Origin of the sequence: Limosilactobacillus rudii (assembly GCF_014145455.1) — a bacterium.
Lineage (GTDB): Bacteria > Bacillota > Bacilli > Lactobacillales > Lactobacillaceae > Limosilactobacillus > Limosilactobacillus rudii.
This window is the reverse complement of sequence record NZ_JACIVB010000047.1, coordinates 48,044-64,752: the sequence shown is the minus strand read 5'-3', so window position 1 is coordinate 64,752 and position 16,709 is coordinate 48,044. Positions and strand designations below refer to the sequence as shown.

Below are 16,709 nucleotides of genomic sequence, written 5' to 3'. Positions count from 1 at the left end.
ATTAAAGCAATTCGTACATGATAATGAACTTGGTGAAATGCAAGCAATGGTTAACGCTGCTAATGATGAATTACGCAACGGAACAGGTGCTGGAGCGGACTTTCGCGACTGGCTCCACTTACCAACAGAATATGATAAAGAAGAATTTGCCCGAATTAAAAAGGCGGCCGCTAAGATTCAACGCGATTCGGATGTCCTGGTGGTAATTGGGATTGGTGGTTCATACCTTGGGGCCCAAATGGCAATTGACTTCTTGCACAATACCTTCTACCAAGCCCAAAAGGCGAAGGATCGGCAAGCACCATTGGTTGTCTTTGCCGGTAATTCCTTGAGTTCGACGTATGTGCATGACTTGATTCAATTGATTGGTGATAAGGACTTCTCAATTAATATTGTTTCTAAGTCTGGAACCACAACTGAACCGTCAATCGCCTTTCGGATTTTTAAGGACCTCTTAATTAAGAAGTACGGAGAAACCGAAGCTAATAAGCGGATCTATGCTACCACCGATAAAGCGAAGGGCGCTTTGAAGACTGAGGCTGATGCTCATGGTTACGAAACCTTTGTAATTCCGGATGGTGTTGGTGGTCGTTACTCGGTTCTTTCCGCAGTAGGGTTATTGCCAATCGCTGCTTCTGGTGCAGATATTGATAAGCTAATGGCCGGGGCTGCCCAAGCAGAAAAGGATTATGTTGATCCGGACTTAAGTAAGAATGAAGCCTACCAATACGCTGCTTACCGGAACATTCTTTACCGTAAGGGCTATGAAACCGAATTATTGGAAAACTACGAGCCGAACATGCGGATGTTTGCCGAATGGTGGAAGCAGTTAGCCGGTGAATCAGAAGGGAAGGACCAAAAGGGGATCTACCCATCCTCAGCTAACTTTACCACCGACCTGCACTCCCTTGGTCAATACATCCAGGAAGGGCGCCGGTTCTTAATGGAGACCGTTGTTAAGCTTGATAAGCCAAACCATGATATGGAAATCCCAACCGAACCAGATAACTTGGATGGGTTAGGCTACCTTGAAGGTAAGACAATGGATTATGTTAATACCAAGGCCTATGAAGCAGTTGTTGCGGCTCATACTGATGGTGGGGTACCGGTAATGACGGTTCACATTCCTGAAGAAGACGAGTACACATTGGGCTACTTGATTTACTTCTTTGAGGTTGCAATGGGAATTTCTGGCTACTTAAACGGCATTAACCCATTCAACCAACCAGGGGTCGAAGCTTATAAGACCAACATGTTTGGATTGCTCGGTAAGCCGGGTTATGAAGAGATCGGCAAAGAACTACGGGCAAAGATGGATAAAAATGATTAATGAAATGAGGCGTATCATATGTTATTAGGAAGTATCGAAGCTGGCGGCACTAAGTTTGTTTGTGCAGTTGGTAATGTTAACTACCAGGTTAAAGATTCTATTCAAATTCCAACTACCACGCCGGAAGAAACATTACAAAAATGTATCGCATTTTTTAAGAAATTTGCTAATTTAAAGGCAATTGGTGTAGCTTCGTTCGGACCAATTGAAATTCGACGGAGTTCTCCAAAATATGGGTATATTACAAATACCCCTAAGAAGGGCTGGCAAGATGTTGACTTTGTTGGCACCTTAAAACAAGCATTTAATATTCCAATTGCATGGACGACTGATGTTAACGGTTCGGCGTATGGCGAATATGTATTATCAACGCTTTTTAATAAGCGCATTCATTCTTTAGTTTATTACACGATTGGAACTGGTGTAGGTGCTGGTTGCGTGATCGACGGTAAGTTTGTTGGTGAATTAGGACACCCTGAGATGGGGCATATTCGCTTGAAACGCCATCATGATGACCTTGATTTTAACGGGATCTGCCCATTCCATGGTGACTGTTTAGAAGGATTAGTTAGTGGCCCAACTTTTGAAGCACGAACTGGTAAGAAAGGAAAGGATGTTCCATTAACAGATCACGTGTGGGATATTATGGCTTATTATGTTGCACAGGCTGCGTTAGATTCGACATTAATGTTCCGTCCTGGTCAGATTGTGTTTGGCGGTGGGGTTGTTAGTGAAAAATTTTTGAAGAAGGTTCGTACTGAGTTTAAGAAATTATTGAATAATTACGTTGATGTTGGTGATGTCGATGAATATATTACGATGCCTCTAGCAGAAAACAACGGATCAGCAACGATTGGTGACTTTGCATTGGCACTTCAAGCAGCAACAGAATAGAGAAAAAGGGTGTAGACTATGAATGAAACAAAATTTATTAGTTGGCTAGGTAAAATTGCTAGTGTAATTGCCATTTTGATGTATATTTCGTATGTCGCACAAATTTATAATAATTTACATGGAAATTATGCGGCACCTCTTCAACCGTTTGTTGCCGGAGTTAACTGTACTTTATGGAGTATTTATGCATACTTTAAGAAGGATCGTGATTGGCCTGTCTTTTGGGCTAACTTCCCTGGAATTTTCTTTAGTTTTGCGACATTCTTAACTTGTTTCCCATGGTAGTAATTATAAAATTAAACGATTAATCCAATAACAAACCTTATATTTTTGAGAGTGACTGATTGCCTTAGTAGTAATAATAGTTTAGAGATCGTGAATACATTCCGGTCTCTTTTTTTAGTACTGGTAATAGGATAAACATCGTGCTAAGATTAAAAGCAAATTAAAATAATTTAATTTAAGAAAGGGGATTTAGTAGATGACACGAAAAGTTGGAGTTATCGGTATGGGAAATGTGGGAGCAACAGTTGCCCACTACATTATTGCAATGGGATTTGTAGATGATTTAGTACTCATCGATAAAAATGAAGGAAAAGTTAAAGCTGATGCGTTAGATTTTGAAGATGCAATGGCTAACTTACCCTTTCATACTAATATTACTGTTAATGATTACAGTGCCTTAAAGGATGCGGATGTAATTGTTTCAGCACTGGGGAACATTAAACTGCAGGATAATCCTAATGCTGATCGGTTTGCCGAATTGCCGTTTACACGTCAAGCAGTAAAGGAAGTTGCCCAGAAGATTAAAGATAGCGGCTTTAGCGGGAAAATTGTTGCAATCACTAACCCCGTTGATGTTATCACGTCCCTTTATCAGAAAATTACAGGGCTGCCGAAAAACCATGTTTTAGGGACCGGTACATTATTGGACTCAGCACGGATGAAACGAGCAGTTGCGGACCGACTCCACCTTGATCCTCGTTCAGTCGATGGGTACAACCTTGGAGAACACGGTAATTCACAGTTTACCGCTTGGTCGACAGTACGAGTATTAGGCAAGCCATTAACGGAAATCGCTGATAAACGTGGCCTTGATTTAGATCAATTAGATAAAGAGGCTCGAATGGGTGGCTGGACCGTTTTCCAGGGTAAAAAATATACTAATTATGGTGTCGCAACAGCAGCCGTCAAATTGGTTAACGCAATTTTAAGTAATTCGTTATCAGAACTTCCTGTATCAAATTACCGCGAAGAATATGGTGTCTATCTATCATATCCAGCGGTTGTTGGACGTGATGGTGTAGTTGAACAGGCACAACTTGATTTGACAGATGAAGAATTGCAAAAGTTACAGACATCTGCTGACTTTATCAAGGAAAAGTATCAAGAAAGCCTTGAAGCCAAAGATTAAAGAAAAATTAAATGAATTAATCTGTGCTGGTATTAAAAGTTTAAACATGATATAGTTATCGCTAGCTTACAAAATAAAAGTGGTGTCGTTATTTTAATGGCACCGCTTTTATTCTGAATAATTAAGAAAGGAATTATATCATGACAAAAGAAGTAAAGCGTATAATTTTTGTTGTTCTTTTTTGTGAGTTCTTGATTTGTCTAGGAATGAGTCTTATCTTCCCAGTTGAACCATTCATTAAAAATGAATATCACTTTACTGCCTTTGACATGGGAGTGATGTCCTCACTATTTGCATTTGTGCAATTTATAGCATCTCCTATTGTTGGTCGTATTTCAGATAAAGTTGGTCGGAAACCGATGCTGGTGTGGGGACTACTGATATATGCAATTGCTGAATTTGTTTTTGCACTAGCGCAACATTTATGGATATTTGATTTATCGCGGGCTGTTAACGGACTATCAGCAGCAATGTTTGTTCCAACATCAATGGCGTTAGCTGCAGACATCACTAGTGAAAAGGATCGGGCAAAAGTTATTGGCTGGTTATCGGCAGCATTTAGTGGCGGTTTAATTTTAGGACCGGGGCTGGGAGGAATACTAGCTCATGTAAATTATAAATTTCCATTTTGGGTTGCTGGAATTTTAGGATTGATTAGTACGGTTGTTGCTTGGTACTTTTTACCTCATGATGAGGATGAATTGTTTAAGAGCGCGACTAAGAATCCTGAAAATGAATTGCTAACCGGTGGATGGAGCCGCGTTAAGCAAATAATGACACCAACATTAGTTACCCTTTTTGGGATGATTTTTGTTGCAGCGTTTGGTCTTGCCGGGTTTGAAAGTATTTATAGCCTATATGTTAATGAAGTCCATAATTTTGATCTTGGTGCGATTGCATTAGTTTTAACTTTAAATGGGATTATTTCATTGGTTTTGCAAGTATTCTTCTTTGATCGCCTTGTCCGTTGGCTAGGCGAAGTACGGTTAATGCGTTACAGTTTTCTTCTTAGTATCATTGGAACAATTCTAGTAATTTATGATCATTCACATTGGCATATTATAGTTGCAACATTGTTTGTTTTTGAAGCTTTTGATTTGCTACGTCCCGCAATTACGACATTACTGACAAAGTTGAGTACTGCTAATCAAGGATTATTAAATGGAATCAATATGTCGTTGACAAGTGTTGGAAATATTATTGGTCCCTTAATTAGTGGATATTTACTTGATGTAAATTATCAATATCCATATTTGTTTGTGGTTGTCTTCTTGATTATTTCCTGGGTAATAACGTTTATTTTAGGACGAGAAAGAAAGGCAACTGCTAATAGCTAGCAAATTATAGGGAGGTATTAGTGATGGGTTCGTTGTTATTATTGATTATCATAGGCCTAGCGGTAGGTGTTTTTGTTATTTCACTAGGTGGCGGTGGAGGCGCTATTTACCTTGGCGTTTTAACTGCTATTTTTCAGTTGCCACCAGCAACCGCCGCGGCAACCTCAATTGTAACAGCTTTACCCGCGCTTATTTTAGGATCGATAGCGTATTATCGCAAAGGCTTGATTAACTTTCATCTAGGAAACCGAATGATGATTTCAGCAATTCCCAGCATCATTGTTGGATACTTATTATCACCATTCATTCCAACTAAAATATATAAGGTTATCATTGGCATTATCTTAATCTTTTTGGGCGCGCAAATAATTTATAAGCTTTATCATAATGCGCCTAAAAAGCAATCAACCATTTCCCCACAAACTGCCAGTGTTATTTATGGAATTTTGGGAGGATTAATGGTTGGAATTGCAGGACTAAGTGGTGGCGGCCCCATTACGGCAGGCCTATTACTTCTTGGCGCATCAATGGCCGGTGCCTCTGCAACGTCAGCATACGTATTAGTTGGGATGTCGATCGTTGGGGCGCTTCTCCATCTGATGGGCGGTTCCGTTGATTGGCATGCTGCTGGCGGATTAATTATCGGTTCACTTGCAGGATCTGTTCTTGCACCACCGATTATTATTTGGTTGACTAAAAAAACACAACGCGCATTTTATATTAAATTATTCATGGGATGCTTTATTATTTTAATGGGTATTAAGACATTATAAAAAGTATTACTGTAAATAAAGGGAACGTTACAATTATTCAGTACGTTTCTATAAAAAAAGCTCCAGGGTTCGCTTTTGCTGGCCTTGGAGCTCTTTTTATATGCACTGTTATTTCAATTTAATTATGTCACAACACAATTTTATTTGCGGTATTTTAGCCTTACTTTGTTTAATGCATCAGTTGTGGCGTCTTTGATTGCACGGCTAGTTGCTGATGCTCCAGTAACGCCATCGATGTCGACAGTGTTAGCAGCGATTATTCTTCCTGGCAGTTCATCTAATGCCCAGTGTCCCATTTCTGACTCATGGTGTTTGATAACCTTTAAATCTTGAATTTTATTATCCTTGTAAGTTAATAGTACCTGGAGTTCGCCACCATATGCGCTAAAGCCATTGCCAATATATTGATCTGATTGTAATTCTTTCATTAATTAATCTTATCTCCATTAAATAATATTATTTTGACCAGTTACACAAATAGAAAGTAACGGGCATTTTTCACATTTAGGATTTCGAGCAGTACACATATAACGTCCCCAAAAGATCATGCTATGGTGTGCATCTAGCCAGTGGTTGGGAGGAATAACTTCCATTAGTTTTTTCTCAATTGTAAGAACGGTGGCTTTCGGTTCAACCATTCGGAGACGTCGAGCAACTCTGCTGACGTGAGTATCGACAGGAAATGCGGGGATGTTGAAACATTCTGCGAGGACAACATCGGCAACTTTTCGCCCAACACCGGATAAGGTCATTAATTCGTTAAGCGTGTGAGGAACTTCGCTATCAAAATTGGTAACAAGCTGTTGAGATGATTTGACAAGAAATTTAGCTTTATTACGGTAGAGACCGAGCCTTTTAATATATGGTTCAACTTCTTCCGGCGTTACACCTGCTAGATCAGCAGGCAAAGGAAACCTTTTAAATAATGCTGGTGTTACCTCATTAACGGATTGATCCGTAGACTGAGCACTGAGAATAGTAGCTAGTAAAAAATGATAATTAGTATCTGCAATCAGGGTTGTGCCAGCATCAGGGTAGGTTTTGCGCATGATTTTGATCGCATAGCGAATTTCCTCAGGGGATAACATGGACAATCACTCTTTCATATTAATCTATAATTATTTTAACGCTTATCAAAAAAATAAGCGAAAGGAGTTAACTCATTTTTTTATCATTAAACTGTTATTTGCTTAATATCTAGAAGTAAAATCAACAAGGCAAGTAGTTAAGGAAAATAGGCTTGAGCTTACTTAAATTAAAGAAAACGCTTTCTGAAATTAATTTAAATAAACGATTGACCTCTTAAAAGCACCTTGGTAAAATATATTAAAGATTTTCTTATAATTCTAATCATATTTTAATTATAAATGTAAAGGAGGATGATTATGAGTCTTTGGAAAACAATTACACGTAAAGAAGACCCGCGTGTTTATGATAGTAAAGACGGTCACTTAGTACGATCTTTGAAGGTGCGGGACTTTTTAGCTTTAGGTGTCGGAACAATTGTGTCCACTTCCATTTTCACTCTTCCTGGTGAAGTGGCAGCGATGCATACCGGTCCCTCTGTTGTTATCTCGTTCTTGCTGGCAGCAATCGTAGCAGGGCTAGTAGCCTTTGCCTATGCTGAAATGGCAGCTGCAATGCCGTTCGCCGGCTCAGCATACTCATGGATTAATGTTGTTTTTGGTGAGTTTTTTGGATGGATTGCCGGTTGGGCACTTTTAGCAGAATATTTTATCGCATTGGCTTTCGTTGGCTCGGGACTTTCTGCTAACTTCCGAGCACTATTCGTTCCGTTGGGATGGAAACTGCCTGCTTCACTTTCTAATGCGTTTGGTACTGAGGGTGGGGTAGTTGACCTCGTGTCAGTTGTTGTAATTGTATTGGTTGCTGTACTTATTTCCCGTGGGGCATCACGGGCAGCGCGGGTAGAAAACCTACTTGTTATTTTGAAAGTATTCGCAATCTTGCTTTTCATTGTTGTTGGCTTGACTGCTTTGAAGGCTAGCAACTTCACACCGTTCGTTCCCGCTTACCGTGAAACAGCTAATGGGGCTTTTGGGGGCTGGCAAGGTATTTATGCTGGTGTATCGATGATTTTCCTTTCATACATCGGTTTCGATTCAATCGCTGCTAATTCTGCTGAAGCAATCAATCCTCAAAAGACTATGCCACGAGGAATTCTTGGTTCATTGGTAATTGCGGTTGTTCTATTTGTCGCTGTTAGCTTGGTTCTAATAGGGGTATTACCATACGAACAATATGCTAATAGTGCAGAGCCTGTCGGACTTGCTTTGCGGGCTGCTCATCATAGTGGTGTTGCAACCGTTGTCCAAACAATTGCGGTTGTTGGTATGTTTACAGCTTTGATTGGAATGAGTATGGCTGGTTCAAGATTGATTTACTCATTTGGTCGTGACGGTATGCTGCCAAAATGGCTTGGGAAACTTGATGAAAGTAACCGGCCAAACCGTGCATTGTGGACCCTGACAATTGGGGCGGTTCTTATTGGAGCATTTTTCCCATTTGCATTCCTTTCACAATTGATCTCTGCTGGAACACTGATTGCATTTATGTTTGTTTCTCTTGGTGTATATGCATTGCGTCGTCGCGAAGGTAAGGATATTCCAGAACCATCATTTAAGATGCCATTCTACCCCGTATTGCCAGCACTCGGTTTTCTTGCATCATTCCTTGTTTTTATGGGTCTTGATTATCAAGCCAAACTTTATGCTGGGATTTGGTTCATCTTTGGCTTAATTATTTACTTTGCTTATGGAATGCGTCACTCGACAATGGCAAAGAAGGAATATGAACAAAATGAAAATGGTAAATACACAAAAGACGAAGCCTAAAGTAACAAATAAAGAAGTACTCACAAAAGAGAAAACAGCTTTTGCAACAGCAGCACGAATTAAATACTATGACATTGTATTAGATCATGGACATGGTGCAATCGTTACAGATATTGAGGGTAACGATTATATTGATTTGCTTGCTAGTGCTAGTTCAACCAATACAGGACATGCTCATCCACGGATTGTTGAAGCTATTCAACAACAAGCAGCAAAAATGATTCAATATACCCCTGCATATTTTGCTAATTCGCAGGCCGCACGTTTGGCACCACGTTTAGCTGAACTAGCTCCTATGAATGGCCCCGTTGAAGTAGTCTGGGGTAATTCTGGTTCTGATGCTAATGATGCAATTATTAAATTTGCCCGGGCATATACTGGACGGCAGTATATTGTTTCATTTACCGGAGCTTATCACGGTTCTACTTATGGTTCGATGACCCTTTCAGGTGTTTCACTTAACATGACTCGGAAGATGGGACCAATGTTACCGGGAGTAATAAAAGTACCATTTCCAAGTCCATGGGAACGATTTGTGGGCGAGAATGAAGAGGACTTTGTCGACCGCATGTTCAAGCAGTTCATGTTGCCATTTGAAACCTATCTCCCAGCCGATGAAGTTGCTGCAATCATTATTGAGCCGATTCAAGGAGACGGAGGAATTATTAAAACGCCTACGTCATACATGCGAAAGGTTTATGATTTTGCAAAACGTAATGGGATTCTATTTGCGGTTGATGAGGTTAATCAGGGGATGGGAAGAACTGGCAAGTGGTGGTCAATCCAGCATTTTAATCTTGAACCTGATTTGATGTCTGTTGGTAAATCATTAGCTTCGGGGCTACCGCTTAGTGCAATGGTTGGTCGAAAAGAAATCATGGAGTCACTGGGGGCACCAGCAAATGTGTATACTACTGCGGGTAATCCAGTGACAACGGCGGCCGCTAATGCAACACTAGATGTTATTCAAGATGAACATTTACTAGAGCGATCCCGACAATTAGGCGAAAAAGCAGCCGAATTCTTTAAGCAAGAGAAGAAAAAATATTCATTTATTGGTGATGTCCGGATGTATGGCCTTGACGGAGGAATTGATATTGTCGATCCTGTAACTGGGGAGGACGATTCAGAAGCAACGACAAAACTGATGTATCGGATCTTTGAATTAGGAGCGATTATTATTAGTTTGAGGGGGAGTATCCTTCGCTTTCAACCACCACTGGTAATCACAGAAGAAGAGTTGGATCGCGCGTTTGCAATGATTGACCAAGCATTTGCAGAATTGGCTGCTGGTAAATTGACCGCACCAACTAATGCGGCCGAATTGGGTTGGTAAAATTAGCATTAAAATGCCAAAAGGTTTTGCATACTAGTTTATCAAGACTCATAATTACTGGCCTTAAAAAACATAAGATAAAACGACCCAAATCGGCTATAGTAAGTCGTTTTGGGTCGTTTGCTTTGGGGACTAGGTGCTAAAAGATTAAGTTTGTTTCTTTTCCCCTATTGATTTAAACATAAATTTTTCGATATACTACAATTGCCATCTTAGCTCAGCTAGGTAGAGCACATCCATGGTAAGGATGAGGTCGGCGGTTCGAGTCCGCTAGATGGCTTTACAGACCGTCATTTAGTTTGTTAATCCTTGATATATCAACATTTTGTAACGGTATATCAAGGATTGTTTATGTTTGTTTAAGAATATTATGCACACGGCTGTGCACACAAAAAAAGCGTGTGCATAAGCTTGCATCGATATTAAGTTTATTTATGAAATTAAAATCCATTAGTATCTTCTTGACTGTAACGCAACGATATACCATATGCTCTAAACATAATATATTAAAGAATTCAAAGGAGCGAAAAATTATGGCTGATTCATCTGCAAAGACAATTAAGGATATTATTAGCTTAGAAAAAGGCGCACTTGATAAGTACTTTAATGGTGACATGAGTGGTTACTATGATATTTGGTCTCATGATGATTTTTCTTATTTTGATGCTGGTCATGATAAGCGGATTGATGACTTTAACGAGGTCAAACAATTCTTAGATGGGCGAGTTGCGGGTAAAATACATGCTGATTCCTATAAGTTTGTTAGTCCACGAGTTCAATTAAATGGGAATACGGGTATTTTAACCTATCAATTGTTTGCTGATACTAATTTCATTGATATGCAATACAATGTTGTGGAAGTCTTCCAGAAAAATGCGCAAGGAGAATGGAAAGTTGTCCATTCAACATGGGATACGATAACACCATTTTCACGAGAACTATCAAAGGCACGTAAGAGTGATGTTACGGTTTAGCTTTTTAAGTTGATTATGAATAAAACTAAAACAGGCTTCCGAATGGGGAGCCTGTTTTTGAGCTGAGATAAAAATAATTGCTTATCAAAATTTAAACATTTCCTTACGGAGAGAAGCATAAATTGGTTGTCCACCAAGGAGGTTACTAATGATGTAAGCAATAAACGTTAAAATTGTCATTGGCAAAATTTGGTCTACTGAACCGACCATTTCAGTTAATAGCGTAATAGCAGTAAAAGGTGCTTCTTCAATTGCACCAAAATAAGCGGCCATTGAAATAACGACAAGGTTAAGGTAACAGGCAGCAGGAATAACATTTTGATGAATCATGATTACGCCAGCAATTGCACCGATTAACGATCCTAAAACTAAAATGGGCATGAAAATTCCTCCAGGGACCGAGGCACCGTAACTAATCATTGAGAAACAAAACCGAACAACAAAGAAAATAATTAGTAGTCCTAGTAAACTAGTAAGATGGCTATCTTTATCGAGGTTGGCAATATAAGCGATGAAGTCATGACTACCGCCTAGAATTTTAGCGTTCCATAGTCCGATTGGGATTACAAGCAGTAGGGGAATTACGCTGTGGTAAATATCTGGAAACTTGACTTTACTATACCACCACCGAAGATTAAGCAGGGTGTACTGATAAAGATACGCAAGCAAGCCAATAAGAACACCGAGAAATAATAGCCACGGATAGCTTTCTTTAGGCAAATTTGCGTGAAGAGGTAAATATAGACAGGGACGGACGCCAAAAAATAGAATAGTAACAAAGTCAGAGGCAATGGCAGCCGCAAGCGCAGTGATGCATCCCTGGGGCTGAAAGTTAAAGGTTATTTCTTCCATTAAAAAGATTACGCCGGCAAGGGGGGCACTAAAGGCAGCGGACAGTCCAGCCGCAACGCCACAGCCAAGCAGGAATCGTTTCTCTTTCTCGCTCATCCGCATGTGTTCGCCTAATAATTGACCGATACAGGCACCCATTTGAATACAGGGACCCTCCCGTCCGAGAAAAAGCCCCGGACAAATAGCGAGTAAGCCACCAACAAATTTTCGCCACAAGACGCTCCATGCATTCATGTGATGTTCATTTAACAAAACGGCTTCGATTTGCGGAACACCAGAGCCAACTAGGTCTAAGAGTACCGGTTTAACAATTCGGCTAAGTAATAATACAATAAGCAGCGTTATTAAAATGTAAGGAATTAGAAGTTGGTGATGTTGAGCCATGAGGGGGTAAATTATTGTTAGCAATTTCAATGTCTGGTCAATAATCCACCGAAAAATTCCAACAATAAGTCCCGTTAGTAGCCCCACAATGATGCCTTTTCCGATTAATGAAACAAATGCCATCGACATTGGCTTATTTAGGACATCACGAGCTCGTTTAATAGCAGGTTGGCTACTATTCACAATTAATCCCTCCCTTTGATATCAAAATTATCATATTACCTTGTATTATACACTCACTAATAATAATTAGGATTGGAAATACAGCTATGTTAAAATCAAAACTATGTAGATAGGCACAATGAAAGAAAATTGGAGGAAAAGAAATGGAATTTATTGCGGTATTAGCAGGCTTACTGCTTGCAACACAGCTGGTGGCGCACTTATGTCGTCGAGTTGAGATTCCGGAAGTAATTGGGCAAATCCTAGTTGGAATCGTTGCCGGCCCAGCTGTTTTGGATTGGGTTCACCTAAATTCAATGATGAATGAGTTTCAAGAAATTGGGGTTATCATCTTGATGTTCATTGCTGGATTGGAAAGTGATCTCTCACTGCTGAAAAAGTATTTAAAGCCTGCTGTGATTGTAGCAATTGTTGGCGTAGTTATTCCAATTGTGGTAATGGGGCCAGTTAGTTATGCATTTGGCTTTACTAAACTAGAATCTCTTTTTATCGGGGTTATTTTCGCAACGACTTCTGTCAGTATTTCTGTTGCCGTGTTACGTGAATTTAAACGACTTGATAGCCGCGAAGGAGCAACAATCTTAGGCGCTGCGGTTGCCGATGATATTATCGGGGTTATTTTGTTGAGTATCATGATTAGTGTCATCAATGGTAGTAGCAATAGTGGTCATGGAAATGGTCAACCACTAGGAATTGTGCTATTGATGCAGTTAATATTCTTTGGGGGAACTTACCTGTTAATTCGGTGGCTAGCACCATATCTGATCCATATGAGTGACCGTCTATTAACAGTAGCTTCGACGTCGGTTATGGCAATGATCATTTGCTTGGGGATGGCAGCAATTGCCGATTATGTTGGCTTAAGCGGTGCAGTTGGTTCTTTCTTTGCCGGAATTGCGGTTGCTAACACGAAACATAAAGAGCTTGTTGATCGGAGTTTTGTTCCAATTGGTTATGCAATGTTTATTCCGTTATTCTTTGTCAGTGTAGGACTTAACATGCGCTTTGACAATCTTAGTGAGTCAATCGTTTTTGTTGTTGTAATGACGATCCTCGCTTGCTTAACAAAACTGCTTGGCTGTGGCGCCGGCGCCAAATTGGCAGGATTTAGCATTCCAAGTTCTTACGTTGTCGGTAGTGGAATGGTTGCTCGTGGTGAGATGGGGCTGATTACTGCGCAGATCGGTTATGAGGCGCACTTGTTATCACCGATGTATTATTCAGATGTAATAACCGTAATTATTGTAGCAACCGTTTTAGCACCGTTTATCTTAAAACATTCATTGAAGAAATCAGCAGAGGAACTTTAAGTAAAGAGGAGTTTTTATGGACAATCGTGAACGAGAAAAAGAACAAGCTCGTGTTGATGATGTCGAAAAACAGATTGACCAGCAAGTTATATCAACATCTAAGGCGGTTGAAGATGCACATAAAGAAACGCGGGCGGTTGAACGAAACTACAGCGAGAATGCTTCTATTAACCGTTACGAAGTTGATGATATCGCAGAATCGCGGTCGATGATTGAACAGCAACGGCAACTGGTTTCGCGGGCAGCAGAAAGTGAAACTATTTTAAAACATCAACTAAGAACTCTTAAAAATCTTAAGGGCTCTCCATATTTTGGTCGAATCGATATCCAAGATTCAGGAGAAAAGGATAGTGAAACTTTATATATTGGTACGTCATCGCTAATGAATGAGGATAAGACTGATTTCTTGATTTATGATTGGCGTGCTCCAATCTCAGGAGTGTATTATAACGGTACCCTTGGCCCAGTAAGCTATGAGACGCCAGCTGGAATTCAAAATACCGAGTTAAAGAAAAAAAGACAGTTTACTATTAAGGATGGGCAAATTACAAATATGTTTGATACCAATGAAACTGTTGGTGACGAAGTGTTACAAGCGGCCCTGGGTAAGCAGAATGACCAATATATGCATAATATTGTCGCGACAATTCAAAAAGAGCAAAACGATATTATTCGCGATACCCGAAGTGATCTTTTACTGGTTCAAGGAGTTGCTGGTTCAGGCAAAACATCTGCTATTTTGCAGCGGATTGCTTATTTGCTTTACCATAGCCGCACAGCACTGAATGCGGATCAAATTGTCCTTTTTAGTCCGAATAATTTGTTTAGTCACTATATTTCCGAGGTGTTACCAAGCCTTGGTGAACGTAATATGCGTCAGGTAACTTTAGAAGGATTTATTCGCCGGCGGTTTGAGGGATTGCAGGTTGAAACGTTATTCGATCGTTACGAAGAGCGGCAAAAACCACATCACCAGTCCCGTGTAGTTGCTGATTTTATTGAAAGTGAATCATTCATGACAGCAATTGCAAACTATGTAGAGAATATGACGATTGATCAGTTACAGTTTGCCGATATTCGTTTTAATGGGCAAGTATTTTTTGCTGCCCGTCATATTAAAGAGTTATATCGACAGTTACCCGCAACCATGGCTCCTGCTGATAAACTTGTCCAGTTGAAAAATAAATTAATTCGTGAACTTCAACGACGAGTAAAGGATGAAGCTAAAAAAGATTGGGTTGCTAAAGAATTAGATGCACTTGATCTTCAGCAATTACACAGCTTGTACGGTAAGAAAAATATTGATGACTTTAAAAATGAAGATGAACAATATGCATACTTGGCGCGACGGCTTGCCAAAAGGCGGTTAAGGGTGATTGCCGATGCAATTTATAACAATTACTTTCTTGATTTTTACAACCAATATAATCAATTTTTACAGTCTGTTAGTATTCCGCAGACAATTAGTCAGCGCGAATGGTCAAAGATGATGTTAGCCTTTCAAGAAGGAATTGAATATCACCGTCTTAAGCTGATGCATGCGGCACCACTGATGTATCTTCGGGACTTGATTTCGGGAACCGGGCAGAATCATTCTTTCCAGTATGTCTTTATTGATGAGATGCAAGATTATTCAACCGCAATGTTAGTCTACTTAAAGCATGCATTTCCACAGGCTAAATTTACGGTTCTTGGTGATAGTGAGCAAGCTTTGTTTAAGCCATTGCAATTACCGGAAGAACTATTGAGTAATTTAAGCACTGTTCTAAAGGCTAAACAGCCTAATTTGATTGCGTTACGTCGCAGTTATCGGTCAACGACGGAAATTACTGATTTTGCTAAGGCATTATTACCCGATGGCGATCAAATTATTTCCTTTACCCGTCACGGGAAGAAGCCACGGTTATTAGTGCGATATTCAGATAAAGAGATTCAGCAGACGGTAATTGAAGAAACTGCAGATCTTGTCACAAGGCACGAGACGGTCGCAATTTTGACTAAAAATCAAGAACAGGCAAGGGCTATTTATCAGCAATTACACCGTCAAAAGGTTAGTCATCTTCACTTGTTGAATAAGGATGATAGTGAATTGCCAAAGGGAACTTTGATTTTACCAATTTATTTAGCTAAAGGGCTTGAGTTTGATGCAGTAATTGCGGCAGATATTTCCGCTAAAAATCTTGAAAATACAGATGAAGTAGGGATGATTTACACGATGGCATCCCGTGCAATGCATGAGCTGGTTTTACTAAGTAATGGTCCGGTAAGTGAAGCAGTTAATGAAAAAGCAGGGCGTTTGCTGACGATTGAATATCAGCTGCCAAATAAGCAATAAATTCTCGCTATTAGATAAAAACGCTTTCAACGTCTGTTAACTTATGATAATCTAATGAATGTAAAGATAGAAAAAGGAGATGCTTCGCCATGGTTAAAGACGAATACACACTTGTATTAGTAAAGCCCGATGGAGTAAAGACTCGCCATATTGGTGATATTATTACTCGGATTGAACGGAAAGGGTACAATATTGAAGCCTTAAAGATGATTGAGCCATCGGAAGAAAAGCTTCGTCAACACTATTTCGATAAAGTTGATAAGCCATTCTTCCCTGAATTACTTGAGTACATGACAGAGGGTCCGATTGTTGGGATTGTCGTTTCAGGTACTAACGTCATTCAAGCTATTCATAATATGGCAGGAGCAACGAACCCTGGTGAAGCTGAATGGGGAACTATTCGTGGGGATTATGGACGTGAATGGCCTGATGGTAACTTACGAAATATCATTCATACTTCTGATAATGTTAAGAGTGCTTCTCGTGAAATTAGCATCTGGTTCCCTGAATTTAATATTAAAGACAAGCAGTAAGAATAATAAGAAGTTACTATAACCATTTATTCGTGTAAATTTTGCTAGGTAACTAAATTTCCTTTATTTTAAGGTAGGTTTAGTTACCTAGTTTTATTTATAAATGAGCAAAAATAAAGGATCTAGAATTCGGCCTTACCGGGTACTAGATCCTATTTTTCGATATTAATAAGAGCCACACATCCTGGCTTCGAATTCG

Annotated in this window: 15 protein-coding genes and 1 tRNA gene; 13 read left to right on the top strand and 3 right to left on the bottom strand. The window is 39.7% G+C overall.

What is annotated here, in order from left to right; all coding sequences use genetic code 11:
* From H5S39_RS04050 to H5S39_RS04025, 6 genes are all read left to right on the top strand, one after another.
* The coding region (locus H5S39_RS04050; protein WP_231832887.1) for a glucose-6-phosphate isomerase at nt 1-1,330 on the top strand (1,330 nt) is incomplete at its 5' end.
* 18 nt (nt 1,331-1,348) lie between these two features.
* Entirely contained in the window at nt 1,349-2,224 is an 876-nt protein-coding gene (scrK, locus tag H5S39_RS04045) for a fructokinase ScrK (RefSeq protein ID WP_182596984.1), read from the top strand.
* Nucleotides 2,225-2,242: 18 nt separating this feature from the next.
* Nucleotides 2,243-2,509: a SemiSWEET family transporter gene (locus H5S39_RS04040; protein WP_182596985.1), complete on the top strand. Its 267-nt coding sequence runs from the start codon at nt 2,243-2,245 to the stop codon at nt 2,507-2,509.
* Between the two features lie 196 nt (nt 2,510-2,705).
* A complete protein-coding gene (locus tag H5S39_RS04035) occupies nt 2,706-3,638 on the top strand; it encodes an L-lactate dehydrogenase (protein WP_182596986.1) in 933 nt (310 codons plus the stop codon).
* A 140-nt stretch (nt 3,639-3,778) separates the two neighbouring features.
* A complete protein-coding gene (locus H5S39_RS04030) occupies nt 3,779-4,975 on the top strand; it encodes an MFS transporter (protein WP_182596987.1) in 1,197 nt (398 codons plus the stop codon).
* Between the two features lie 23 nt (nt 4,976-4,998).
* Entirely contained in the window at nt 4,999-5,748 is a 750-nt protein-coding gene (locus H5S39_RS04025) for a sulfite exporter TauE/SafE family protein (RefSeq protein WP_182596988.1), read from the top strand.
* 140 nt (nt 5,749-5,888) lie between these two features.
* On the opposite strand, the gene H5S39_RS04020 is transcribed toward H5S39_RS04025, so the two are convergent.
* Both H5S39_RS04020 and nth read right to left on the bottom strand, forming a co-directional pair.
* Complete coding sequence (locus tag H5S39_RS04020) at nt 5,889-6,176, bottom strand: FMN-binding protein (protein ID WP_182596989.1); 288 nt, start codon at nt 6,174-6,176, stop codon at nt 5,889-5,891.
* Nucleotides 6,177-6,194: 18 nt separating this feature from the next.
* Nucleotides 6,195-6,836, bottom strand: a complete 642-nt coding sequence (gene nth / locus H5S39_RS04015; RefSeq protein ID WP_182596990.1) for an endonuclease III — start codon at nt 6,834-6,836, stop codon at nt 6,195-6,197.
* Between the two features lie 297 nt (nt 6,837-7,133).
* Between nth and H5S39_RS04010 the strand changes: the two genes are divergently transcribed.
* From H5S39_RS04010 to H5S39_RS03995, 4 genes are all read left to right on the top strand, one after another.
* Nucleotides 7,134-8,603, top strand: coding sequence for an APC family permease (locus H5S39_RS04010; protein ID WP_182596991.1), 1,470 nt, complete (start codon nt 7,134-7,136; stop codon nt 8,601-8,603).
* Nucleotides 8,575-9,939 (top strand): aspartate aminotransferase family protein, encoded by a 1,365-nt coding sequence (locus tag H5S39_RS04005; protein WP_182597038.1) that lies wholly within the window; start codon nt 8,575-8,577, stop codon nt 9,937-9,939. The genes H5S39_RS04010 and H5S39_RS04005 overlap by 29 nt, the downstream gene beginning before the upstream one ends.
* 206 nt (nt 9,940-10,145) lie before the next feature.
* Nucleotides 10,146-10,219, top strand: a tRNA-Thr gene (locus tag H5S39_RS04000).
* Between the two features lie 253 nt (nt 10,220-10,472).
* Nucleotides 10,473-10,913 (top strand): nuclear transport factor 2 family protein, encoded by a 441-nt coding sequence (locus tag H5S39_RS03995; RefSeq protein ID WP_182596992.1) that lies wholly within the window; start codon nt 10,473-10,475, stop codon nt 10,911-10,913.
* A gap of 84 nt (nt 10,914-10,997) precedes the next feature.
* Here the strand turns inward: H5S39_RS03995 and H5S39_RS03990 are convergent, their stop codons facing one another.
* The gene (locus tag H5S39_RS03990) at nt 10,998-12,272 is read right to left on the bottom strand and encodes a ClC family H(+)/Cl(-) exchange transporter (RefSeq protein ID WP_182597039.1); all 1,275 of its coding nucleotides are present in this window, start codon (nt 12,270-12,272) and stop codon (nt 10,998-11,000) included.
* Between the two features lie 203 nt (nt 12,273-12,475).
* Here H5S39_RS03990 and H5S39_RS03985 point away from each other — a divergent pair, with 203 nt between their 5' ends.
* The 3 genes from H5S39_RS03985 to ndk all read left to right on the top strand — a co-directional run bounded on the left by H5S39_RS03985 (nt 12,476) and on the right by ndk (nt 16,510).
* On the top strand, nt 12,476-13,642 hold the full coding sequence (locus tag H5S39_RS03985) for a cation:proton antiporter (protein ID WP_182596993.1): 1,167 nt from the start codon (nt 12,476-12,478) through the stop codon (nt 13,640-13,642).
* A gap of 16 nt (nt 13,643-13,658) precedes the next feature.
* Complete coding sequence (helD, locus tag H5S39_RS03980; protein ID WP_182596994.1) at nt 13,659-15,977, top strand: RNA polymerase recycling motor HelD; 2,319 nt, start codon at nt 13,659-13,661, stop codon at nt 15,975-15,977.
* Nucleotides 15,978-16,066: 89 nt separating this feature from the next.
* Nucleotides 16,067-16,510 carry a nucleoside-diphosphate kinase gene (gene ndk / locus H5S39_RS03975; protein ID WP_182596995.1) on the top strand — a complete coding sequence of 148 codons (444 nt, stop codon included), beginning with the start codon at nt 16,067-16,069 and terminating at the stop codon, nt 16,508-16,510.
* Nucleotides 16,511-16,709 lie beyond the last annotated feature (199 nt).